22 protein-coding genes are annotated in these 22,791 nt (G+C 51.1%); 16 read left to right on the top strand and 6 right to left on the bottom strand.

Annotated elements, in window-relative coordinates; translation table 11 throughout:
• Positions 1 to 38 precede the first annotated feature (38 nt).
• Both P40081_RS19565 and P40081_RS19560 read right to left on the bottom strand, forming a co-directional pair.
• Positions 39 to 323: a nuclear transport factor 2 family protein gene (locus P40081_RS19565; protein ID WP_052421910.1), complete on the bottom strand. Its 285-nt coding sequence runs from the start codon at positions 321 to 323 to the stop codon at positions 39 to 41.
• Between the two features lie 161 nt (positions 324 to 484).
• Positions 485 to 2,230: an alpha-glycosidase gene (locus P40081_RS19560; protein WP_042137807.1), complete on the bottom strand. Its 1,746-nt coding sequence runs from the start codon at positions 2,228 to 2,230 to the stop codon at positions 485 to 487.
• A gap of 441 nt (positions 2,231 to 2,671) precedes the next feature.
• Here P40081_RS19560 and P40081_RS19555 point away from each other — a divergent pair, with 441 nt between their 5' ends.
• The 4 genes from P40081_RS19555 to P40081_RS19540 all read left to right on the top strand — a co-directional run bounded on the left by P40081_RS19555 (position 2,672) and on the right by P40081_RS19540 (position 6,649).
• A complete protein-coding gene (locus tag P40081_RS19555; protein WP_042137806.1) occupies positions 2,672 to 3,487 on the top strand; it encodes a transporter substrate-binding domain-containing protein in 816 nt (271 codons plus the stop codon).
• Between the two features lie 138 nt (positions 3,488 to 3,625).
• Positions 3,626 to 4,285 (top strand): amino acid ABC transporter permease, encoded by a 660-nt coding sequence (locus tag P40081_RS19550; protein WP_042137804.1) that lies wholly within the window; start codon positions 3,626 to 3,628, stop codon positions 4,283 to 4,285.
• Complete coding sequence (locus P40081_RS19545; protein WP_039299084.1) at positions 4,272 to 4,994, top strand: amino acid ABC transporter ATP-binding protein; 723 nt, start codon at positions 4,272 to 4,274, stop codon at positions 4,992 to 4,994. The genes P40081_RS19550 and P40081_RS19545 overlap by 14 nt, the downstream gene beginning before the upstream one ends.
• Before the next feature lie 128 nt (positions 4,995 to 5,122).
• Positions 5,123 to 6,649 (top strand): Ppx/GppA phosphatase family protein, encoded by a 1,527-nt coding sequence (locus P40081_RS19540; protein WP_042137803.1) that lies wholly within the window; start codon positions 5,123 to 5,125, stop codon positions 6,647 to 6,649.
• Here P40081_RS19540 and ppk1 read toward each other — a convergent pair.
• The gene (ppk1, locus tag P40081_RS19535; protein ID WP_042137801.1) at positions 6,597 to 8,717 is read right to left on the bottom strand and encodes a polyphosphate kinase 1; all 2,121 of its coding nucleotides are present in this window, start codon (positions 8,715 to 8,717) and stop codon (positions 6,597 to 6,599) included. The two genes, P40081_RS19540 and ppk1, sit on opposite strands and share 53 nt — an antisense overlap.
• A gap of 392 nt (positions 8,718 to 9,109) precedes the next feature.
• On the opposite strand from ppk1, the gene P40081_RS19530 reads away from it, so the two are divergent.
• Positions 9,110 to 9,787 carry a 3D domain-containing protein gene (locus P40081_RS19530; RefSeq protein WP_039299072.1) on the top strand — a complete coding sequence of 226 codons (678 nt, stop codon included), beginning with the start codon at positions 9,110 to 9,112 and terminating at the stop codon, positions 9,785 to 9,787.
• 158 nt (positions 9,788 to 9,945) lie between these two features.
• Here the strand turns inward: P40081_RS19530 and P40081_RS19525 are convergent, their stop codons facing one another.
• Entirely contained in the window at positions 9,946 to 10,806 is an 861-nt protein-coding gene (locus P40081_RS19525) for a polysaccharide deacetylase family protein (RefSeq protein WP_039299069.1), read from the bottom strand.
• A 193-nt stretch (positions 10,807 to 10,999) separates the two neighbouring features.
• Between P40081_RS19525 and P40081_RS19520 the strand changes: the two genes are divergently transcribed.
• The 9 genes from P40081_RS19520 to P40081_RS19480 all read left to right on the top strand — a co-directional run bounded on the left by P40081_RS19520 (position 11,000) and on the right by P40081_RS19480 (position 18,539).
• On the top strand, positions 11,000 to 12,040 hold the full coding sequence (locus P40081_RS19520; protein ID WP_042137799.1) for an NADH:flavin oxidoreductase/NADH oxidase: 1,041 nt from the start codon (positions 11,000 to 11,002) through the stop codon (positions 12,038 to 12,040).
• An 86-nt stretch (positions 12,041 to 12,126) separates the two neighbouring features.
• Complete coding sequence (locus P40081_RS19515) at positions 12,127 to 12,831, top strand: dihydroorotate dehydrogenase electron transfer subunit (RefSeq protein ID WP_042137793.1); 705 nt, start codon at positions 12,127 to 12,129, stop codon at positions 12,829 to 12,831.
• Positions 12,824 to 13,756, top strand: coding sequence for a dihydroorotate dehydrogenase (locus P40081_RS19510; RefSeq protein WP_042137792.1), 933 nt, complete (start codon positions 12,824 to 12,826; stop codon positions 13,754 to 13,756). The genes P40081_RS19515 and P40081_RS19510 overlap by 8 nt, the downstream gene beginning before the upstream one ends.
• A 97-nt stretch (positions 13,757 to 13,853) precedes the next feature.
• A complete protein-coding gene (locus tag P40081_RS19505) occupies positions 13,854 to 14,192 on the top strand; it encodes a prenylated flavin chaperone LpdD (protein ID WP_042137791.1) in 339 nt (112 codons plus the stop codon).
• An 80-nt stretch (positions 14,193 to 14,272) separates the two neighbouring features.
• Entirely contained in the window at positions 14,273 to 14,941 is a 669-nt protein-coding gene (locus tag P40081_RS19500; protein ID WP_039299055.1) for a PspA/IM30 family protein, read from the top strand.
• A gap of 126 nt (positions 14,942 to 15,067) precedes the next feature.
• Positions 15,068 to 15,478, top strand: a complete 411-nt coding sequence (locus tag P40081_RS19495) for a DUF350 domain-containing protein (RefSeq protein WP_042137790.1) — start codon at positions 15,068 to 15,070, stop codon at positions 15,476 to 15,478.
• A gap of 103 nt (positions 15,479 to 15,581) precedes the next feature.
• Entirely contained in the window at positions 15,582 to 16,088 is a 507-nt protein-coding gene (locus P40081_RS19490; protein WP_039299317.1) for a DUF4178 domain-containing protein, read from the top strand.
• 211 nt (positions 16,089 to 16,299) lie between these two features.
• The gene (locus P40081_RS19485) at positions 16,300 to 17,592 is read left to right on the top strand and encodes a molybdopterin molybdotransferase MoeA (RefSeq protein ID WP_042137789.1); all 1,293 of its coding nucleotides are present in this window, start codon (positions 16,300 to 16,302) and stop codon (positions 17,590 to 17,592) included.
• A 638-nt stretch (positions 17,593 to 18,230) separates the two neighbouring features.
• Positions 18,231 to 18,539, top strand: coding sequence for a hypothetical protein (locus P40081_RS19480; protein WP_042137788.1), 309 nt, complete (start codon positions 18,231 to 18,233; stop codon positions 18,537 to 18,539).
• A 357-nt stretch (positions 18,540 to 18,896) separates the two neighbouring features.
• On the opposite strand, the gene P40081_RS19475 is transcribed toward P40081_RS19480, so the two are convergent.
• Entirely contained in the window at positions 18,897 to 19,757 is an 861-nt protein-coding gene (locus P40081_RS19475; RefSeq protein WP_042141250.1) for a pentapeptide repeat-containing protein, read from the bottom strand.
• Between the two features lie 63 nt (positions 19,758 to 19,820).
• Positions 19,821 to 20,915, bottom strand: coding sequence for a tyrosine recombinase XerS (xerS, locus tag P40081_RS19470; RefSeq protein WP_042141249.1), 1,095 nt, complete (start codon positions 20,913 to 20,915; stop codon positions 19,821 to 19,823).
• Positions 20,916 to 21,087: 172 nt separating this feature from the next.
• Here xerS and P40081_RS19465 point away from each other — a divergent pair, with 172 nt between their 5' ends.
• Complete coding sequence (locus tag P40081_RS19465) at positions 21,088 to 21,597, top strand: GNAT family N-acetyltransferase (RefSeq protein ID WP_039299018.1); 510 nt, start codon at positions 21,088 to 21,090, stop codon at positions 21,595 to 21,597.
• A 109-nt stretch (positions 21,598 to 21,706) separates the two neighbouring features.
• Positions 21,707 to 22,738, top strand: coding sequence for a hypothetical protein (locus P40081_RS19460; RefSeq protein ID WP_042137787.1), 1,032 nt, complete (start codon positions 21,707 to 21,709; stop codon positions 22,736 to 22,738).
• Positions 22,739 to 22,791 lie beyond the last annotated feature (53 nt).

Genomic DNA, 22,791 nt, shown 5'->3' with positions numbered 1-22,791 from the left:
AGGCATTCCCCGATCATGGTGATGGGAGGAATGCCTTTTTAAATTATGTATAGGGATAATACTGACTCATACTCACATTTGAAGTACCATTCAACAGCAGTCATGCTGCCTTGATGAATAAATTGTTTTATCGTCCAGACCAGAACTGTACCTCTTGTATTCCAGTCGTCAAACCATTTTGTTATTGTGGCTAATCCGTGATATTCAGGTCCATAACATTCTGTATAGGCGATGTTTGGGTCGAAAATTTGGCTTAATATTGAATTGTTTTTATGAATCCAAGACTGGAAATACTTTTCAATGACTTGCTCACGTTCAATCATAATGTCCCCCCTGTTATTGTTGCTATAAGTGTACTACAGAATATCTATCACCCATATGAGATTCTCTATCTAACCGAGTCAAAAAAGGTGATGCTCCAGGCAGCCGATTCTCAGCTTCTGGGACACCACCTTTTATTGTTTACAGTTATCTGTTAGTTACCTCAGCTTAAATTCCGGTACAATATCCGGTACCCATACGGATCAAGGGCTACATTCATCATCCCGTTCTCCGGCACTACAGCTTCTCCCGTCAGCGCATCCAGCCAGTCATCGGTTTCCATCGGGTGGCTGAGCGTGCGGGGCTGCGGCGAATTGTTCATCCAGACGGTGAAATGGATCCGCTCATCTGCCCGCTCATAGACGATGCACGGGTCATTCTCACAGGCCTGGAGAATCCGGAAGCGGCCTTCGCGGAGCGCCTTATGTTCCTTGCGCAGTGCGATCATCATCCGGTAGAAATCATACAGCTCACGGTCCTGCTTCGTTTCATCCCATTCCATACATTTGCGGCAGTCCGGATCTTCACCCCCGGTCAGGCCGATTTCGTCCCCGTAATAGATACAGGGAGTGCCCATGAACGTGAACAGGAAGACGACAGTCAGCTTCAATTTGCGTTTATCCTCCCCCAGGACGGTGAGCAGGCGGGGGGTATCATGGCTGCCGAGCAGATTGAAGACAACCTCGTTCGTCTGCTGCGGATAACGCATGAGCAGGCTGCCGATCCGGTGGCCGAAGGTGATGCCGTCCATCCCGCCGTTGAAGAATTCCAGCACCGCCCCCGAGAAGGGGTAGTTCATTACCGAATCAAACTGGTCACCAAGCAGCCAGGTTAAGGAATCACTCCATACCTCGCCGACGATATAGGCATCCGGGTTTGCGGCTTTGACCACTTTGCGGAAATCACGCCAGAAGTGATGATCGACCTCATTCGCCACATCTAGCCGCCAGCCATCCACCCTGATCTCCTTGATCCAATACTCCGCAACCTCCAGCAGGTAGGACTTCACTTCATGATTGGCGGTGTTGAACTTCGGCATATTGCCATAGAAGCCGAACGTATCGTACGTGGGAATGCCATCAACAATCTCAGCCGGAAAAGAATTCATATGGAACCAGTCGCGGTAGACGGAGAATTCGCCTTTTTCCAGAACATCCTGGAACGGCGGGAATTTGTCGCTGCAGTGGTTGAACACGGCGTCCAGCATGACACGGATGCCCCGTTTGTGGCATTCTTCTACGACCTTCTTCAGCAGCTCATTATCGCCGAAATTCGGGTCGACTTTTTTATAATCCACGATGTCGTATTTATGGTTGGAGGGGGAGACGAACAGCGGCGTGAAGTAGACGGCATTGATACCCAGCTCCTGCAGATCATCCAGATGATCCAGCACACCCTGAAGGTCACCGCCAAAGAAATTATCCAGCTTCGGTTTGCCGCCCCAGGGTTCAGTGCCTTCCGGATCATTCAAAGGATTGCCGTTCGCGAACCGCTCGGTCATGATCTGATAAAACACCGCATCCTTCGCCCAGGTGGGTACTTTGAATAAGTCAATCCCGTGTATATAAGGAAACTCATAAAAGTGGTTGGGCGGCTGCGGACATTCGGTCCGGATGCCGTTGTCGAGCAGATACACTGTCTCCGAACCCTTGCTGACGCGAAAAGTATAGCTGAGGCGCTTGTATTTGGGACGGACAGCCGCTTCCCAGTAATCGAATTTATCGTCTGAGGCAGCTTTTTCCATTATGATGTCGTAAGAGGTATGCTGCCAATCGTACTTGTCGCCAGTAAGCGCAACTACGTAGTCCACATCATCACGTTTGGTACGCACCCGCAGATGTATGGTTGTGGCATCGTAGGCATAAGCCCATTTATCGCGGGGAACATGGTACATCGCTTCCAGCAGCATGATTTCACCTCCTAAAAGTTTTGTGAGCCTATTCACCTTGAGATTACATCGCACAAAACTCGCTTCGAAAGCATACGCCTAAGTTTTGTGAGCCTATTCACCTTGAGATTTCATCGCACTGCAACAAACCAGCTTCGAAGACATACACTTAATGTGTGTCTGCCTATTCACCTTATCCGTTAAATAACGCCTGCGGCGGCATCTGAACCAGCCCGGTTATTCCGGCGGCAAATGGAGATAGTAAATAGTATATACCTCTTTTCATAGGATGTGCAAAATGGGGGAATAGCAGACCCGGCCAACAGCCTGCAATTTATTCATGAATTTAACAGGCTTTGTCACAAATTTGTCTTTGCATATTCATGCGGAGTGATTTATAATAAATCGGTCAATGGGACTACTTAGAGAAATGAACATAAAGAGAATAGGGGAGACAGACAAATGAACAAATGGGGTAAACTTTCATTGGGACTGCTGCTGGCAGCTGGACTACTGGCCGGATGCGGCTCTAATAACAACGAGAATAATACCGCAGCAAGCGGAAATGCCAACACCGGGGCTGCCGCCAAGAAGCTGATTATGGGCACAAGTGCAGACTTTCCTCCGTATGAATTCCACAAGGTGGTTGACGGCCAGGATACGATTGTTGGCTTCGATATCGAGATCGCGAAGGAGATTGCTGCTGATTTGGGCAGAGAGCTTGAGATTAAGGATCTGCCGTTTGATTCGCTGCTGAATGAATTGTCGAGCGGCAGAATCGATATGGTAATCTCCGGGTTAAGTCCGACACCGGAACGTGCTGAAGCTGTGGGCTTGTCCGATATATACTACAAAGCCGAACAGGCTGTCGTTGTACGTGAATCGGATAAGGACAAATATGCAACAATGGACTCGCTGAAGGGTGCCAAGCTGGGCATTCAGACCGGTTCGATCCAGGAAGATATTGCCAAAGATATTGAAGGCGCACAGCTGACATCCCTCAGTAAAATTTCTGAAATCGTCCTGCAGCTGCAATCAAACCGCGTAGACGCTTCAATTATGGAAGGACCTGTTGCCAAGTCCTTTGTGAAGAACGTTAAGGGACTGGTAATTACCGATGCCAAACCTGAAGTGGAAGATGACGGCTATGTAATCGGGGTGAAGAAGGGTAACACAGAGTTGCTGGACCAAGTGAATAAGACATTGACCCGCCTGAACTCGGAAGGCAAGATTGATGAGTATGTAGCGGCAGCAAGCGAGCTTGCTGAGAGCAAATAGAACGCGAACCCGTTACACGGTTTGCCCTGATGAATTAAGTACAACCCGCAGCCAGCTGCGGGACAATGCTCTACTTTGCAGAAAATGGCGGTGATCCGCTGTTTTCTATTTTTTTGAAGACAGGAGGGTTTGAGGGCAATGAATATATTTGATATGGCTTATGAGTACCGCAATTTTTTCTTATCCGGCCTAAAGTACACACTGCTGCTCGCGGTGCTGGGCGTATTCTTCGGCTTCATACTGGGGATTTTGGTTTCGCTGCTGCGGATGTCCAAATGGAGAATTCTGCGTTTTATTGCCACCACCTGGGTGGAGTTTCTGCGCGGGACGCCGATGCTGGTGCAGCTGTTTCTGATTCACTATGGTTTGACAGAGCTGGGACTGGAATTCACGCCGATCCAGTCGGGTGCGATTACATTAACCATCAACAGCTCTGCTTATCTGGCTGAGATTTTCCGTGCCGGAATTCAAGGCGTTGATCGCGGTCAGGTAGAGGCGGCACGTTCGCTCGGGATGAAACAGGGGATGACGATGCGTTACATCGTGCTTCCGCAGGCGATTAAGAACGTGCTGCCTGCCATCGGGAACGAATTTATTACAATCATTAAGGAATCTTCCATCGTATCCATGATTGGGGTTGCAGATTTGTTCTTTCAGGCCAAGACCATTACAACGATAACGTATGAGGGGCTAACTCCGTATGTCGTCATTGCACTGATGTATTTTGTGCTGACCTTCACGTTATCCAAGCTGCTGGGTATATTGGAAAGGAGGCTGAATACGGATGATCGAGGTTAAGAACCTGCAGAAGAGCTTTGGCAAGCTGGAGATCCTCAAGGGGATTGATCTGAATATTCACAAGGGTGAGGTTGTTGTAGTGATCGGTCCCAGCGGCTCGGGCAAAAGCACCTTCCTGCGTTGTCTGAACCTGCTGGAGCAGCCTACCGGCGGTGAGATTTCGTTTGAAGGACAATCGATTACAGCCAAAAAGCATGATATCAACGTGACCCGCGAGAAAATGGGGATGGTGTTCCAGCAGTTCAATCTGTTCCCGCATAAGTCTGTGCTGCAGAACATTATGCTCGCGCCATTGAAGGTGCGGAAACAGCAAGCTTCCGAAGCGGAAAAAATCGCCACGGAGCTGCTCCGCACCGTCGGCCTTGAGGACAAGCGGGATGCGTATCCGGCCCAGCTCTCCGGCGGACAGAAGCAGCGGATCGCGATTGCCCGGGCGCTGGCGATGCAGCCGCATGTGATGCTGTTCGATGAGCCTACCTCGGCGCTTGACCCGGAGATGGTCGGTGAGGTGCTGGAGGTTATGAAACAGCTGGCAGTAGACGGTATGACGATGGTCATTGTGACGCATGAAATGGGCTTTGCCCGTGAAGTCGGCGACCGGATCCTGTTCATGGATGGCGGGGTTATCGTAGAACAGGGGACCCCGGCAGAAGTGTTCGGCAATCCCAAACACGCCCGTACCCGTGATTTCTTGAGCAAAGTTTTATAAAATTACTGGAACGGCCGCTGAAAATACCTTCAGCGGCCGTTTTTGTGAGGGAATTAAATTTTGGCGGAGCGTGAAATGGGTGATATAGTATACAAATGATCAATCTACTTGAAAGGGAGTACATACAGATGAGAGATGATCTTTGCCGGATAGGCATTATTGATATTGGTTCCAACTCCATACGGCTTGTAATTTATGATACGACGCAGGCAGGCGGCTACAAAATTATTAAGGAATGCAAGTACTCTGCCCGTCTGAGTGAGAAAATTACCAAGGAAGGCAGACTGGAGAAGAAGGATATGGATACGATTATTCCTGTCCTCCACCAGTTCAAAGAGATTTGTGATGATTTCGAAGTGGACAACATCCGCGCAGGAGCTACCGCCGCAATCCGCAACGCAGCCAACTCCGCCGAGATTATAAGCTATCTGTCTGAAGCGTCATCCATCCGGATTGAAGTAATCAGCGGGCATCAGGAGGCTTATTTCGGATTTCTCGGGGTCATCAATGCCTTTGATATTCAGGACGGGTTCGTGATTGACATCGGAGGCGGAAGCACGGAGGTCACCTTGTTCCGCGGACGGCGTTATCAGCACAGCATCTCTTTCCCGTTCGGTGCGGTCAATACGAATCTGATGTTCAGCCAGGGCGGCAACTGGAACGCTGATCAGGTCCGTAAGCTGCAGCTATACGTTACCGGCAGGCTGGTAGAGCATGATTGGCTCACTACGGGCAACGGGCTTCCGTTATATGGACTCGGCGGAACGCTGCGTTCACTCGGCAAGCTGGACCAGAAGAACCGGGAATATTCGCTGCCGAACTCCCATGGCTACGTGCTGGAAGGGGAGACCATAGAGAAGTTCATGGAGACATTGCCAGCGACTCCATATGAGAAGCGCAAGGATCTGGATGGTTTGTCGAAAAGCCGGGGAGACATCATCGTGTCCGGTCTGGTTATTTTCCATACGGTGTACCATTATATCGGGGCCAGCCGTGCTGTAATTAGCGGGGAAGGCTTGCGTGAGGGCATGCTGCATGATCTGCTGAAGCCGGAGCAGCCGGTCCGTGACAGCGCGCTGGAGTACAGCCTGGATACCATTATCCGCTTTGATATCCGTACCTCCAAGCGGCATCTGGATCATATCTATAAGCTGGCACTCGGCCTGCTGGGGGCTTTTGAGAGGGAAGGTGACCGGGAGGAGCATGAGATGCTGATCTACGTGGCGATTATGCTGCACCGTACCGGCTCCAACATTAATTATTATCAGTCCAAGCGGCATACCCGCTACTGGCTGATGAATTCCCCGATCCGCGGCCTGACCCACCGGCAGCTGATTCTAAGTGCGTACATTGCTTCCTACAGCACCAAAAGCCGGAAGCAGAAATTGTCCCAGATGCATAAGGACATTTTGCTTGCTTCCGACGAAGAGTGGATTCATAAGCTGGGTACGCTGGTGCAGTTAAGCATTGCCCTGGACAGCACCGAGATCGGCATTGTCAGCGGGGTCAACGCCCGGCTGCATAACAATACGCTGGATCTGGAGCTGCAGGGCGGACAAGTTCTTATCGGGCTGGAGGACATTGAGAATGCGCTCAAAGCCTTCAGGAATGCTTGGTCGGTGAAGGTAAAGCTCGGCTTCCCTTCCAGCGGGTAACATTCATAGCAGCGAACTGGCTCCGGAACGGAGCCTTTTTGTCGTCCGCCCGTTCGTAATAACCGTTAGGCTGCAGGAAGCTGGATTTCACATTATCCATCAGCGACAGGTCCAGTATTTTGACGATCTGCTTGCGGATGCTGCTGTCCTTCACCGGACACATCAGTTCAATCCGCCGCGTCAGGTTCCGGGTCATCCAGTCCGCACTGGACAGATAGACCTCCGGTTTACCGCCGTTCTCGAAATAATAGATGCGTGAATGCTCCAGGAAACGGTCGACAATGCTGCGGACTGTAATCCGTTCGCTTAATCCTTCAATGCCCGGACGCAGACAGCAGACACCGCGTACAATCAAATCAATCGATACACCGGCCTGTGCTGCGCTGTACAGGTTGTCTATGACCTCCTGATTGGACAGGGAGTTCATCTTGGCGATGATCCGTGCAGGTCTGCCGGCGGCAGCATGCTCTGCTTCGCGCAGGATCAGCTTCTGAAGCGACAGGCTCATATTGGTCGGTGCCACAATGAAGGAGTTCCAGTTATAGTTGGCAGAATAACCGGTCATCTGGTTGAACAGCTCCGAGGCATCCAGGCCGATCTCATGATTGGCGGTGAACAGGCTAAGGTCTGTATACGCCTTGGCCGTGCTGTCATTATAGTTACCTGTCCCTACATGCACATAACGGCGCAGCTCAGGGCCTTCCTGGCGTACAATCAGCGTGACCTTGGCATGGGTTTTGAGACCTACAAGGCCATAGACTACGTGGCAGCCCGACTGCTCCAGCTTACGTGCCCAGGCAATGTTACGTTCCTCGTCAAATCGGGCTTTCAGCTCCACAACTACCGTAACCTGCTTACCTGATTCGGCGGCATTGGCCAGGGCGGTGATCAGCGGGGAGTTCCCGCTGACCCGGTACAGGGTCATTTTGATCGCCATAACCTGCTCATCTTCGGAAGCCTGAATGATGAAGTCCGTCATGGCATCGAAGGATTCATACGGATGATAGACCAGCACATCACGTTCGCCAAGCACCTCGAAGAAGTCCTCATTCTCCTCGAATTCCGCCGGATAGAGCGGCTCGATCGGTGCATGATGCAGGTAGCTGAAGCCCTTGACGCTGCCGGCGAACCCCCGCAGGAAGCTGAGATCCAGCGGCCCTTCAATTTCAAACACGAAATCCTCAAGCTCGAATTCGGCCTGCAGCTGCTCCAGGGCATAAGGGTGAATCCCCTTTTGTACTTCAAGACGGGCAGGGACGCCGCGGCGGCGTTTGCGCAGCTCCTTCTCAATCTCCTCCAGCAGGTCCTCTGCGCCTTCCTCATCAATGGTCAGATCGGAATTGCGGGTCAGGCGGAATTCACTGACAGCCACAGGATCATACCCGCTGAACAAGGTCTGGATATGCTGGCGGATCACATCTTCAATGAAGACAAACTGCCGTTTCTTACTGTTGGAGCGGTGGGGCAGCGGGATACAGCGCGGCAGATTCGAGGGAATCTGTAGGATTGCGAAATAAGGTTCTTCTTCCTGGCTGTTCTTGCGTGTCAGCACTACTGCCAGATAGATGAACTGGCTGTGCACAAGCGGAAACGGACGGCTCTGATCCACGGCCATCGGCGTTAAGACTGGATAGATGATATCACGGTAATATTGCTCAATGGATTGCTCCTGGGCATGCGTGAGGTCCTTGTAATCGACGAACACGATCCCTTCCTTGTGCAGACTCCGGGAAATGTCCTTGAAGGTACGGTATTGGTCGGCGATGATTTTGGTGACCCGCTTGATCAGACGCTTGTACAGGCCGGAGGGGGTGTAGCCGGTGAAATCCTTTTTGGTATAACCCGCCCGGATCTGATCCTGAATGCCCGCTACCCGGACACTGATGAATTCATCCAGATTGCTGGACACAATCGCCAGAAATTTGGCCCGCTCCATAAGCGGGTTCTCCGGATCCTGTGCTTCGGCAAGGACACGGCGGTTGAATTCAATCCAGCTCAAATCGCGGTTCAGATAGGCTGTTGCGGGACTGGTGTGGTTGTTTTTTTTCTCTTCTGCATTCACGTTCATTGACCCTCCAAGTTATGCTTCAGTCTCTACATTATCTATCGTATTCTATCATTCTACTATTTGCCAAAGGGAGAAATGTTAAAACTGTGTAAAATTTTCGCGAAAACTTAAAAAAGATTGCCGAAGCCACGATAATTCCAACGCGAAATATTAAGAATATGTAATAATTAACCCGATGAAAACGCTGTATATAGGCAAAATATTTCCAAACGTAACAAAAACATAGCCACTGGTTACAAAGTTGTGATATATTCATAACTGTTAGTTTACAAAGCGCCGCAATTCCAGAGACCTGGCAACAAAAAAGTACATAGGTCCAGCGTTATCTTGGCGTCACTGGCGGAGCCGTATCCGTTATATCCTGGACGCCCACTAATGAAGGAGGCTATTTAATGAAAATCAAGTTCGGAGCCATCACAGCCCTGGCTGCTGTACTGGGACTCGGCACATTGCTCCAAGCCGCCCCTGTTCAAGCTGACAGCGTACATATCGCTGGAGAAGCAACTACCTTTTATACGCTGTCCAATCATTATGACATCAGCGTAGAAGAGCTCATGAGCGCAAATCCGCAGATCTCTGCAAGCAACATCTACCCGGGTCTTAAGCTTGCCATTCCCGGCACTGTTCAGGCCAAGACGGTAGCAGTCACAGAATCGGCAGCCGCCGCCGTTGTAACTAACGCAGACTTGTCAGCACTGAGTGTGGAGCCTGCATCAAACACCGTTCAAGCCTGGGGCAAAGCTTATACTTATGCCAAATCCATACAGGTAAAGGCTTCGGCTTATTCCTCTGCTGCCAGTGAGAATGGAAAATGGGGCGCGGTTGATTATTTCGGCAATGCGCTTAAGCTGGGAACGATTGCAGTTGATCCTAGTGTCATTCCGCTGGGTACCAAGGTTCTCGTTACCGGATATTCTCATCCGGGTCTCCCGAAGCAGGCATTCCTGGCGACCGCCACTGACATGGGGAGCGCGATTAAGGGCAACCGGATTGACATCTTCATTCCCGGCAGCCAGAGCTTTGTAGCCGATTTCGGCTATCAATATGTACAGTTGTATATTATTCAATAACCCGATAAATGTATAGCTGCACCATTTACTAAAGGAAACAAAACCCGGCCGTTCTCCGGCAGGTTTTGTTTCCTTTTTTTAATATATAAAGGGCTTCAAGCTATATTTTATCCCTCTGCTTCTATTTGATATACTGGCTCTCCGGTGCATCAGCCGGTTCATTTGCTTTTGCTGACTTCGAACATTTGCGGAACAGTCACGAAGCTATACCCGCGTTTGCGCATAATGCTGATGACTTCCGGAAGCGCCTGTATGGTACCCTGCAGATTGCTGCCCCGGCCGCCGCCGCCGTGCTGGAGTATAATTGCGCCTTTTCCGGCCCTGGAGAGGATATTGTTCCGTACCTGGGTCTTGGATAAGCCTCTCCAGTCCAGGGAATCAACGTTCCAGTTCACCAGCTTGTAGCCGTGGGCTCTGGCCCATTTCAGCTGCTGCTCACTGATGTCACCGTACGGGGGACGGATCAGCCGCGGTTTGTAGCCCGCAAGAGCCTGGATGATATTCTCGGTACGGATAATCTGGGTGCGGAATTCATTCATCCCCAGTTTGCCGAATTCGGGATGATTGTAGGAGTGGTTGCCAATCGCATGGCCTTCCCGGATGATCCGCGCAACCAGACCGGGATGTTTCTCGGCACGGCTGCCGACCACGAAAAAGGTGGCCTTGACATTATATTTATGGAGAACATCCAGCAGCTGCGGAGTAAAGCGCGGATCAGGCACATCGTCAAAGGTCAGGGCAATAATCTTGCGCCGCGGCCCCTGGGTCTTGATCGTATCCGGATATTTGCGCAGCAGCTGGCTTAGAGAAAGTCCTTTATTTCTTTTGTGGCGCCGGGCTGAAGACTGGGAGGCGGTGGAGCCGGCCGGAACAGCAGGATCTTCTTCCATAGAGACATTCGGCCGGGCGGAGGCTGGAGCGGATGCAGAAGCAGACACAGCAATCGGGAAGATGCTGGGCAGGATCACTATTATTATGAAAATAAGGAGCAAAATGCGGCGGATTCTTGCCAACTTCATGGGTTACGCCTCCTCTGATCACACAGCTGGATATTTTGAAATACAAGGGTTGTTATTCCCAGCCTTTGCGAATTTATGCTGTCAGCATGTGAATCACCTAAAGATTTAACCTGTCCGTAAATACGTGTATACTTAATGAATACGGGGGTAAGCCCGCCAAATGATGAGAGATACGGGAAGGATGGAGACAAGAATGACAGATTTGTTTGCACCTTATGAACTGAAGGCCCTCACTTTGAAGAACCGCGTGGTTATGCCGCCGATGTGCCAATATGCAGTTGAGAAGCAGGACGGGATTCCTACGGACTGGCACTTTGTGCATTATGTCAGCCGCGCTGTCGGCGGTACCGGATTTATCATTGTAGAGATGAGCGGGATTCATCCGGACGGGCGGATTACCAATCAGGATACGGGGATCTGGGAGGACGGGCAGATTGCGGCGTTTAAGCGGATAACAGAGGCTGTTCATGCCCAGGGTGCCAAAATCGCCATCCAGCTCGGACACGCCGGCCGTAAGGCGGTGGATGCCAATCCCCCGGTTGCGCCTTCGGCGATCCCGTTTGATGCACATTCCCAAACGCCCCGTGCGCTGACCCGGGACGGGATTGCAGAGATGATCGGGGCATACAGGGATGCTGCCCGCCGGGCGGTCGAGGCCGGATTTGATACCGTTGAGCTGCATGGTGCTCACGGGTACCTGATCCACCAGTTCCATTCCCCGCTGTCCAATGTCAGGGATGATGAGTACGGCAGCGATCCCGCGCTGTTCGGTGAGCAGGTAGTGGAGGCGGTGCGTGAAGTGCTGCCGGCGGAGATGCCGCTTCTAATGAGAGTTTCCGCTAAGGAATATGTAGAAGGCGGATATAATGAAGCTTACGCGCTGGAATTCTGCCGCCGCTACAAAGCTGCAGGAGTAGACATGTTCCATGTATCATCCGGCGGGGAAGGCCCGATCGGCTCTAATGGAGGTCCTAATGCAGGACCGGCTTATCAGGTGGAGCTTGCTGAGTACATACGCAGCGGACTGCAGGTACCGGTAATAGCTGTAGGCCGTCTGGAATCCTACGGGGAAGCCCAGGCGGTAATTACCGAAGCGAGGGCCGAACTTGTGGCTGTCGGCCGGGGGATGCTTAGTGATCCGTACTGGACTTTGCATGCGGAAGAAGCGCTCGGAGGGGTACATCAGGCCAATTTGCCTAAACCTTATCTGCGCGGGATTTGGAACAAGAAATAGAAGGCTGTGATTGTGAAGTATGTCACAGATTTTAAGCTCCTTCTAAGGCATGGTTAATAAGATTAAATTTGAAGGAGCTTGATAACGTGGCGACGGTGATAAGTAACGAGCGGCTTGGAGACGGAGTATACCACCTGGTGGTTGAAGGAGGTAACGGCGGTGCGATGGGTCAATTCTACATGCTGCGGGCATGGGGAGCCTATCCGCTGCTGTCCAGACCGCTTAGCATACATCAGGTGAATGACAGCGGTGTTGATTTTTTGTATCACGTAGTAGGGGAAGGCACGGAGATTCTTGCCGGACTGAAGCCGGGAGACAAGCTTGAACTCGAAGGGCCATTCGGCACCGGCTTCCCGCATGTGGAAGGTAAGGTTGCGTTAGTAGGCGGGGGCATCGGAATTGCTCCGCTCTATTACTGCGCCCAGGAGCTTCCTGAGAGTGACATCTACCTCGGCTTCAGCAGGGAACCTTTCCGTACCGAAGCCTTCCGTCCGCTTGCTGCCGAGCTAACCGTCGATGTGGGCGGCCACATTCTAGACAGCGTGGATTTCACAGCCTATGATCATATATTTGTCTGCGGTCCCCATCCCATGCTGAAGGCGGCACAGCTCAAGGGCATAGCAGCGGAAACAGCCGGCAAGCGTCCTGACGTATATCTGTCGCTGGAGAACCGCATGGCCTGCGGCATCGGTGCCTGTCTCGTCTGCAGTGTATCCTGCAAGGATGGACAACGGAAGGCCTGCGCAGACGGCCCTGTCTTCCTGGCTGGGGAGGTGCTGTTCCATGATTAATACAACTGCTACTATTGCCGGTGTTCATTTCAAGAACCCGATTGTTATGGCTTCGGGCACGTTTGGCTTCGGCCGTGAATACGGCAAGCTCTATGATGTATCCCTGCTTGGCGGCATCTCCGGCAAAGGGCTGACGCTCCATGCCAAAGCGGGAAATCCCGGTGTACGCGTGTATGAGACAGCATCGGGCATGCTGAACAGTGTAGGACTTGAGAATCCGGGAGTGGAAGCCTTCCTGGCCAAGGAGCTCCCATACTGGGAGACGCTGGACACGGCGCGTATCGTGAATCTGGGCGGCAACACACTGGCTGATTACGTGCTCGGCGCCGAGCTGATCCAGCGCGATGCGGATGCCCGCCTGCTTACAGGCAAACCGGCAGTGGATATGATCGAGCTGAATATCTCTTGCCCGAATGTGAAGGAGGGCGGCATCGCCTTCGGCGTGAAGACTCCGGCAGCACTTGAGGTCGTCCGGGCAGTTAGAGCAGCAACCCGTCTTCCGCTGGCCGTGAAGCTGTCGCCGAATGCCGAGGATATAGCAGAGATGGCTGAGATGTGCGAAGCAGAGGGGGCGGATGCCGTCTCGCTGATCAATACGATCTCAGGAATGAAGATTGATGTGCGCCGCCGCCGCAGTGTATTTAATAATCTGTATGCCGGTCTGTCCGGACCTGCCATTAAACCTGTAGCCTTGCGGATGGTGCATCAGGTATCCAAACGTGTATCCATTCCGGTTATCGGGATGGGCGGCATCACCTCAGCTACCGATATTATTGAATTCATTATGGCCGGGGCAGCCGTCATTCAAGTGGGAACGTACAACTTCATGAATTTACGGGCCGGCAGTACGCTTGTCGAAGAACTGCAGCAGTTTATGGCTGAAGAGAATATCAGCTCGCTGGATGAAATCCGCGGTATTGTATAGCTGGAAGGCTGATCCTGCGATTTCGCATAACTTTTTTGCACAGCCTGAGAGATCTTCACTTGCCATGGTTAATATAATGGGTAGGGGGAATTCTGTTATGACATCCGATCAGCCGCATCCTGATGACATTGAGCTGTCTGAAATCACGGTTGGCCGTGACCTGCTGCTGCTGATTACCGGAGGTGTCCGTCATATCGGTGCGGCAAGCACCGCTTATATGGATGGTGACAATGCCAGGGTCATGACTTCAGCGGTCCCGCATCATAAGGAGCATACCATCAGCGAATCGGTTGCACTCCGGGCAGCAGCTGCGCTGAACGTGACAGTCACGGTTGTGATGGGGATTCATTATGACAATCTGACCAAAGAGGGCATTATGGAAGTCGTAAATATTGTGAATACCAAAGTGGACCAATATTTATTGCAGAAGGTTTAACAATTTTTGAAACGATAGTGGCACTCCCTGCGTAAAAGATACCAAATGAGCAACTAACTTTTATTTTGGAGGAATGAACCATGTCTATATTTAAAAGATTGCGTGATCTGACCATGTCCAATGTGAATGCGATTATTGATAAAGCGGAAGACCCGGTCAAAATGACCGACCAATACATTCGTGATATGACCGAGGATCTGGAAGATGCGGAGAAAGCGGTAGCTGCCCAGATTGCTATTGAGAAGAAGTTCAAGCAACTGTACGAAGAGCAGGAAGCACTGGTGAACAAGCGTAACCAGCAGGCACACGCTGCCGCACAAGCCGGTAATGCAGATCTGGCCCGCCGTGCATTGGAAGAGAAGAAATCGGCTGAAGCCAAACTTGTAGAGTACAAAACCAGCTTCGATCAGAACAAGGCTTCAGCGGACAATCTCCGCGGCAAGCTAGAAGAAATGCGCAAGCAGCTTACACAGATGAAGAACAAACGTGAGACCCTTGTTGCCCGTTACAACGCAGCGAAGGCGCAGACTGAAATCAACAAAGCCATGAGCGGATTCAGCTCCGATTCGGCTTCCGCCGGTCTCAAACGGATGGAAGACAAGATGCTTCAGGCAGAAGCGCAGGCAGAAGCCAGCAACGAGATGAGCTCCGGCAACAAATCGCTGGATGATGAATTCGAGAAGCTGGGTAAAGACCAGGCGGTAGAAGATGAGCTGGCTGCACTGATGAAGCAGTACGACAAACAATAATATATTGGCATAAGCCGGAGTTCAGGCGGTTGTCCACAGGCGAAGGGGAGACAGAACTAGCGGTTTCTCCTTCGCCTTATCTTTGTCTTACCTGGAAGGTAATCTGAACAAGCGGGGGCTAAAGCAATGGATTTCCATACCCTGGTGTCCATGGTAGTGTGGACGGTCAGCGGCGCAGTACTGCTGTGTGTGCTGATGTTCGTGGATTCGCTGTTTACCCGTTATGATGATTTGGAAGAACTCAAAGCAGGCAATATGGCAGTCACTACGCGCTTTGTGCTGAAGCTGGGGGCTCAGGGCTATATTTTATCGTCATCCATTGCTGCAGCTAGCCGGCTTGGGGAAGCGCTTGTTGTCTCTATTGTATCTTTTGTACTGTTGTTCGTTCTGGAAAAATCAGCCGAGCTGCTGCTGGGCAGGGTGGGCAAGCTAGATCTCGATCATGGCACTCAGCTGGGCAAAGTCGGCTACGGTCTGCTTGCAGGCTCTTTGCATGTAATCGGGGCTTTAATTATTGCTGCATTTATTCGTGGATAACATACTTACTCTGACAAAACTAAGCGGATGCTTTCGAAGCGAGTTTTGCGAAGGAAAATCGACGTAGTGTATGCTGACACAACTTTTAGGAGGATTGATGGCTTTGGGTTTATGGAAAAGGATCGGTAATATGTTCTCGAAGCCGGAGGCGCCCGCTGCGCCCAAAAGCATGCTCGACCTGTCTCCCGGAGATATTTGCGAAGTATCTTTGGTAACTTACGAAGTAACGGGCCGGACGAAGACCAGCGGCCGCAATGCTGCTGTATTGACGCTTCGCGACGGAAGCCAGATTTCCTATCTGTATATTGAAGAACGGGAACAGCTTCAATACAGATTATATCATCCGATCGACGGGCGTCTGGATAGCCCTTCCGAGGTACCGGCTACCCTGGAGCTGGATGATTGTACCTTTTATCTGGAGGAAGAATACGAGGGGTATGCAGCAGTTACAGGTCAGACTCCTTACATGAATGGCGGAGAGCAGCATGTCTGGCAGTACCAGTCGGATGATTCGCGGCTGCTGCGCGTGGAATGGCAGAATGGCCGGTTCATGCTCTATGAAGGTGAAACTGTCATTCCGGCTGATGTCAGAGTGATTCGTGCGTCTTAAGGTTAACATGGAGCAGAAGAGATCAGTCTGCTAACAACTGAAGCGTATTGAGATTAAGGGATGCAACTGCCTGCTACAGGCCGTGTGCGTCCCTTTTTGCGTGCGAGCCAGCCCGGAGCTGAATTTCCCTTTGTAGTGCCGCATGTTAAAATGGGCGTAGCTCAGCAGATGCAGGAAACTGCCAACTTAACAAGGAGGATGGACTACTTCCATGGCTAACCCAGAGAACCATAACAAGGACTATACCAATGATAAATTTCAGCGCTCAGCGCTTCAGGTGACAGAGGCTCAGGTCCGGCTGACAGCATATGCAATCCCCCTTACGAATGAAGAGGTTCCTTTGAATCAAAGCTGCGGGCGCTATCTGGCCCAGTCCGTTCATGCACCACATCCTTTTCCGGCATTTGACCGCTCAAGTATGGACGGCTATGCAGTTATCGCAGCAGATACAGCATCGGCTGGCGATAACAGCGTGGTGTGGCTTGAGGTGGTCGATGTTATTCCCTGCGGCGCAGTAGCGTCAAGAGAGATTTCGACGGGGACTGCTGCGCGGATCATGACCGGAGCGCAGGTTCCGGATGGAGCGGACACTGTAATTATGTTGGAGGCCACAGAGAGCCGGATGGAAGATGGTGTTACTTATGTGGGCATTCGCAAGCCGCAAGCGGCGGGTCTTCATATTACGCCGTGCGGCCTGGAGCTGGGGACAGGAGAACTGGTGCTGTCTGAGGGGAAAATAATCGGTGCCGGTGATATCGCTGCACTGGCTGCGCTGGGGGTCGCGAATGTTCCCGTGCATCGCAGACCTAAGGTAGCAATCTTCGCCACCGGGACTGAACTGCTTGAGGTGGACGAGCCGCTGGCTCCGGGTAAAATCCGCAACAGCAACTCTCCTATGCTGGAGGCGCTTGTACGGGAAGCAGGCGGCGAGCCTGTAATGCTGGGTGCGATTGTTGATGATCTGGAGCTTGCCCGGAGTAAGGTGCAGATGGCACTGGAGAGCTATGATCTTGTAATTACTACTGGAGGTGTGTCCGTCGGAGATTATGACATTATGGGTGATCTGATCCGCGAGCAAAGCGGTGAAATGCTGTTTAACAAAGTAACCATGCGACCGGGCAGCGTTACAACCGCAGCAGTACGTGGAGGGACTATTCTGCTGGCCTTATCAGGCAACCCGGGAGCCTGCTTTGTAGGGTTCCAGCTGTTCGCCCGGCCTGCCATCGGGCTGATGCAGGGGGCGGCGCAGCCTTTTTTGCCGGAATGGACTGCTGCGCTAGGCGCGGATTATAAGCGGTTAAACTCCTTCACCCGGTATGTCCGGGCCCGGCTGGAGATCCGGGAGGGTGTTCTCTACGCATATCCAGCCGGCGTTGACGAATCCTCCGTGACGGTTACGATCAAAGACAGCGATTGCCTCATCGTCATTCCGCCGGATAGCGGGCAGATGAATTCCGGGAATAAGGTAACCGTACTTAAGCTGCCGGGGGAGATCCGGGGGTGAGTAGTGGGGAGACAGGAACCTCAACAGAAGCGCATATCAGCTTTGAAAGGAAAGTCTAAGAAACTGTACTGAAGCAAGTAGAGCCAAGTAGAGCAAGTAGAGCCCGGGCGCGAACCCCGACTTTAACCCGAACCGGAATTTGGACAAACCCTCATAGATGGGCGCTCACCAGCATGGACAAGCGTATGGCCATGCTGAGTATGTCATTTTGTGAGAAAATGTAAGGGGAATACTGGGGTTGAATAACTTATGAGTGCGGATAAAACGTAGGCGCTTAATGTATTTTAACGTTTGATGACTTATTATCGTTTGATGTTACTATCGCTTGATGTGTTACTATCGCTTGATGTGTTACTATCGCTTGATGTCTTACTATCGTTTGATGTTTGGTTTTATAATTTATTTAATATTTTCACCATATGAAAAATTCATAATAGAAAAGTGACTTACTGGTAGTGCATGAGATGCTGTCGTGGATGGGATGATGCTTAAGTTTGCTTAAGTTTCATATTGTAGCGGCTTAAATGTTGTACGTAATGCAACTCGGACCCCAAGATATCGGGGTATTCGGACAGATTGTTGTATGAAATACAAGAATTGGTTCGTTCAACGGCTTGGGGGAGGAGAATTGATGCCTTTTGTACAACAATTCTCTTGTTATAGCCGGAATCATAAGGGAATTGTTGTATTCTGTGCAGGATTTGGCTAAGAAATCAGTTCTTCCTCACACGTCGCGGGTTGAAATCGTAAAATCTTGCCCCAACAGACCAAAAGGTCCAATACTTACTGTGGTGAAGGCTAAAATTGATGTGAATATTTTTAATTCTGAGATGGATAAAAACGAGGCTAATTCTAATATTACAACATATGAAAAATTCACAATAGAAAATCAAAAAAGTAGAGCAACCTGCCAGCAGAATCATCCCATCGTGCTCCTATTTTCATAATGCGCATCCCGAAAAACGGGTTACAAGGGAAAGCCCTAAGTTCTCAGAATACTTAATGAAAATCATCAAGAAACCCGGATCAACTACGATCCGGGTTTCTTGATAATCTAAGCTCAGAAGCAGAAGTATGCTTCAAACTGCTACGTTGTGCGTAAAGCCCAAATCAGGCCTAAGGATATCATGATCATCCGCATGCGGCTGGAAAAGGGAGAATCAGGTGTACAAACGCGCTTGTATCCGAAGATATGGAGCAGACAGTCTGAAAACCTCAATCAACACACAAATACGCCAGTAACTAGTCACCTGTTGCTATATAAAACAGCAGAGCAGCCTAACTTAGTCTCAACCTTTGTCTGCTTACCAGTGCTCAGGATGCGTAAGCGATCCCGGTAGCTTGGTAGCCGAATCTCCCTTAGCAGCTTGCAGCTGCGCTTGGGTAAGGAAGAGGCTGTCCCGCAGATCGGCGCCGCTCAGATTCGTGTCGCGAAGGTCAGCGCCGATCAGGTCGGCATGCCGCAGATCTGCACCGCTGAGGTCAGCGGCGATGAGATATGCACCGCGTAAGCTGACACAGCGGAGATCGGCCTTACGCAGCTTGGCGCCGATCAGATCTGCCCCGCGGCCGTAGTTTTTCTGCCGCTTGGGAGCCGGTGTCAGCTGCGCCCGCGCGGCATTGCGTGCCAATTCGCTGGCGCGCAGCAGCAGTTCGTTGACTTCAGCGCGCTGAACTGGCACATCTAGCGTCAGGAGTTCTTCTGGGCTGAGTGTAGTCAGGTTCAAGGTTCGTTCTATCATCAGCATAAGAGAATCATGCAGAATATCAGCGCCGGGGAATGCTATCGCCTCCCGCAGATACCATAGCAGCTCATGAAGCTGGCGCATCACCAGGAAGACCTCGAACATCTGCCCGGCGGTTTCAGGGGCCTGCCGCCAGTCACGGCCTCCATAGGTCAGATTGGAGACCTTCTGCCCGGCTCCGAAGCAGTCATACACTGTGCAGCCCCGGAAGCCCTTCTCCCGCAGTTCCGTGTGAATTCCGCAGCGGAAGTCCTCCCGCAGATTGGGGCAGGGCTGTCCTGCATTCTTATCTATTGCGAAGTCGGAGGAAGCGGCAAAAGGAAGCGCCGCGCAGCAGAGGCCAAAGCAGTTCAGGCAGTCAGAATGCAGCTCATGCAGTCCAGTGTCCTGAGTTTCAGTCCAATTTAAATAATTTTCAATCAAAGGAATAATACCTCCACATAATTAATGAGACTCTGCCCTGAGCATTCCGCAAATGTCAGACTATTGGGGGGATTCACTCTCCAGACGGCGCTCAATAGCTTCTGACATTGTTTTGTCCGTGAGATGGGCATAGATTTCGGTGGTTTCAGTTGAAGCATGTCCGAGCTGTTCCTTCGTCCTGTAAATATCATTTTGCAGATAATAGTCGGTTGCGAAGGAGTGCCGCAGCTTGTGTACGGTCAGATAAGGTTTGCCAAACCGCTTGGCGTATTTGATAATCATTTCTTGAATCGCCCGCTTGGTCATCCGTTTGCCCTCAGTGCTGCCATTTGGCAGGGTGATGAAGAGCGCTTTTTCCCGTTTCGGAGTCTTGTATCTGGACTGGCGGAGGCTGAGGTACAAGCTGAGATCGTCCTTGGCCTGCTCGCGGAAATAGACCGGGGTCTTGAAGGTTTCGTCATTATGACCCTTGCGGAAGACATAGAGCAGCTTGTTGTTCACATCCAGATCATCCACATTGAGATTGACTACCTCGGATACGCGCAGGCCGGAGTTCAGAATCAGACTGGCAATACAGGCATCCCGCTCACGGTTCAGCTGAAAAGAATAATAAGCCTGCTTGTTGGCTTCTACATCCTTGCCATAACCCTCGTAGATGTAGCCTACGAATTCCAGCAGCTCCTCATCCTCCAGAATTTTGCCCTTCAGCTTGGCGGCCGTATCCTTCGGTTTGTGAATCCGTTTGATCTCCACCTTGGCCATAATATTACGTTTAAGCAGCGGATAAAAGTTCTCATCCTCCGCAATCTGGCTTAAGTAGTGGAAAAGGGAGCGCAGTGCAGACAGCTTGCGGGACACTGTAACGCGTGTGTTGGCACTCTCAGCCCGGGTAGTCAGATGCAGGCGGTAGCCGACGATGCTGTCCATATGCAGGGTCTCCAGATCGAGCAGCGTAATTTCAGTATTGCTCGCAGCTGCGGATAGACCTTCACCGCGCAGCCAGCCGAAAAAGGATTCATAATCACGGATATACTCCAGCAGAGTGGAGGGGGACAGATCCGGACGCTTATAATCGATGAACTGCTGCACGAACCAGGGCATCTGCGGCAGACGCTGGTCGAGGTTTTTCCGGTCGGTGTTTTTTTGAATACTGATAGGAATCACCTTCTTTATAGTTTGCCGGAAGCCCGATAGGGCTGTCATTCTATCTTAACATGTTTTTAGCATTTTATGGCTTGAATCTGCTTCCGGGAAAGGCAGTGCCCTTGCTCCTGATGTAACAAAGTTATATGATGTGAAGTAAACGAAAACGGCAGAGGTGAACCTGATGGAACTTGGAATCGAGCTGGTTCCTAAAGAGCAGAAGCAGATTATAAGCAGATTAATGCAGTTCTATTTGTATGATTTTACGCGGTACCTGGAGCTGCAGGTGGACCGTGATGGATTGTTTCCGTCTTATCCCGGGCTGGAGGCCTACTGGAACAGCGGTCTAAACAAGTTTGCCTACTTATTCACGGTAGACGGCAATATTGCCGGCTTTGCGCTTGTAGACCGGCTACTGCGTGATCCGGAGGGACAGTTCTATATGACGGAGTTTTTTGTGATGCAGAAATACCGCCGCAGCGGCGTAGGAACCTGGGCTGCACACCGGCTGTTCGATATGTTCCCCGGCGACTGGAAGGTCTCGCAGATCCGTGCGAATACGCCTGCGCGTAACTTCTGGCACCGGGTGATCGGTTCCTATACAGGAGGGGAGTTCCAGGAGAGGTTCAACTCCCGGCAAGGCAACCCCAGCCAATACTTCAGCACATTAAATACTAATAGGATTAAGAAATAAATGCGGAATGCCTTAACATGGATGAATTCACTGGTTCATCACATACAATTCCCAGAATGGCGCGCAACTTTAAGGCGCTTCCAGCGTCTGGTAAATGAGGTGATCACAAATGTCCATGTGTAAAAGTGTGCTCGGAGCGGGCTGCATTACAATGGTATTAGCGCTCAGCACAGGCTGCGGCAACGGGGCAGAGATTAATTCCTCCGGTGCCGGGGGGATGGCACAGCCGTCCGCAACGACAGCTGCAACAGCTGCAGTATCCGTTACTCCTTCTCCAGCCCCTGCTACCCCGGCAGTAATCCAAACAGAACCGCCTGTGGTCAAATCAGTCGCGCTGATTCCGGCAGTGCTGGATTATACCGAGAGCGGCAGAGGATATGTAATTAAGGGAGAGGTTGTACAAGCTTCATTCTCGGCAGATCAGATTTTGCCTTTGGGGCTGTTCATGCCTGAAACGATGGTGCGGTTTGAACAGGACGGAAGGACTGCCTGGGGCACACCGGATAAACAGAATTATATTACTTTAATTAAACTTGATGGAGCGGATACGGCAGCTGGTGATGGAGAATTTGGGCCAGGCAATGATCTGGTGCTGCTGAAATATAAGGAATACCTCGGAAGCAAAGTAAAAGCAAGCCAGACGGCCGAAGCATTCAAATTCACGGCGAAAGATCAGGCTTACAGGGCGGAAATCCATATACAGGATGAACAACGTACAACTTTGCTTCCTGTGTTCATTGATATGCTTAGAGCTGTTGAATATATGAAGAAGCAACCGCCCATCACTCCGGGTGTGTTCTTAACAGCGCCGGATGTAGGAAGTGATCCCGGGAAAAAGCAGGCGCTGCAGGAAACGATGGACTGTCTTGAAGCCTGGGCGGCAGGGGATAAGGAGAAATTCGACTCTACTCTATACTCACCGCAGCTTAATGAAGCTCTGCAGTTTTTTCTGGATCAAAAGAATGTCTATCATTTCTCCGAATTGACCGTCCGGGGCATTCCTATGGAAGGGGCCAAACGGGCTGCCTTCATCGTCAGCTATACCCGGATGACTTCAGAGGGATATATTGTTGATGGAGCTAATGAGATCTCTCTGCTCAAAAACAAGCAAGGTGAATGGAAGATAGCTAGTATTGATTAGCCGGTTAATAAGGTTGTATGCAGATATTAAGTGTGCTATGATTTGCACATATT

The sequence above is a fragment of the Paenibacillus sp. FSL P4-0081 genome (assembly GCF_000758565.1).
GTDB lineage: Bacteria > Bacillota > Bacilli > Paenibacillales > Paenibacillaceae > Paenibacillus_AQ > Paenibacillus_AQ phytohabitans.
Note: the sequence above shows the minus strand (reverse complement) of the source record. Positions and strands in the feature narration are given on the sequence as shown.

What these genes read in the sequence shown, in the direction of transcription:
- P40081_RS19565 (WP_052421910.1), bottom strand. Translation starts at nt 323, where the DNA reads ATGATTGAACGTGAGCAAGTCATTGAAAAGTATTTCCAGTCTTGGATT.
- P40081_RS19560 (WP_042137807.1), bottom strand. Translation starts at nt 2,230, where the DNA reads ATGCTGCTGGAAGCGATGTACCATGTTCCCCGCGATAAATGGGCTTAT.
- P40081_RS19555 (WP_042137806.1), top strand. Translation starts at nt 2,672, where the DNA reads ATGAACAAATGGGGTAAACTTTCATTGGGACTGCTGCTGGCAGCTGGA.
- P40081_RS19550 (WP_042137804.1), top strand. Translation starts at nt 3,626, where the DNA reads ATGAATATATTTGATATGGCTTATGAGTACCGCAATTTTTTCTTATCC.
- P40081_RS19545 (WP_039299084.1), top strand. Translation starts at nt 4,272, where the DNA reads ATGATCGAGGTTAAGAACCTGCAGAAGAGCTTTGGCAAGCTGGAGATC.
- P40081_RS19540 (WP_042137803.1), top strand. Translation starts at nt 5,123, where the DNA reads ATGAGAGATGATCTTTGCCGGATAGGCATTATTGATATTGGTTCCAAC.
- ppk1 (WP_042137801.1), bottom strand. Translation starts at nt 8,717, where the DNA reads ATGAACGTGAATGCAGAAGAGAAAAAAAACAACCACACCAGTCCCGCA.
- P40081_RS19530 (WP_039299072.1), top strand. Translation starts at nt 9,110, where the DNA reads ATGAAAATCAAGTTCGGAGCCATCACAGCCCTGGCTGCTGTACTGGGA.
- P40081_RS19525 (WP_039299069.1), bottom strand. Translation starts at nt 10,806, where the DNA reads ATGAAGTTGGCAAGAATCCGCCGCATTTTGCTCCTTATTTTCATAATA.
- P40081_RS19520 (WP_042137799.1), top strand. Translation starts at nt 11,000, where the DNA reads ATGACAGATTTGTTTGCACCTTATGAACTGAAGGCCCTCACTTTGAAG.
- P40081_RS19510 (WP_042137792.1), top strand. Translation starts at nt 12,824, where the DNA reads ATGATTAATACAACTGCTACTATTGCCGGTGTTCATTTCAAGAACCCG.
- P40081_RS19505 (WP_042137791.1), top strand. Translation starts at nt 13,854, where the DNA reads ATGACATCCGATCAGCCGCATCCTGATGACATTGAGCTGTCTGAAATC.
- P40081_RS19500 (WP_039299055.1), top strand. Translation starts at nt 14,273, where the DNA reads ATGTCTATATTTAAAAGATTGCGTGATCTGACCATGTCCAATGTGAAT.
- P40081_RS19495 (WP_042137790.1), top strand. Translation starts at nt 15,068, where the DNA reads ATGGATTTCCATACCCTGGTGTCCATGGTAGTGTGGACGGTCAGCGGC.
- P40081_RS19485 (WP_042137789.1), top strand. Translation starts at nt 16,300, where the DNA reads ATGGCTAACCCAGAGAACCATAACAAGGACTATACCAATGATAAATTT.
- P40081_RS19465 (WP_039299018.1), top strand. Translation starts at nt 21,088, where the DNA reads ATGGAACTTGGAATCGAGCTGGTTCCTAAAGAGCAGAAGCAGATTATA.
- P40081_RS19460 (WP_042137787.1), top strand. Translation starts at nt 21,707, where the DNA reads ATGTCCATGTGTAAAAGTGTGCTCGGAGCGGGCTGCATTACAATGGTA.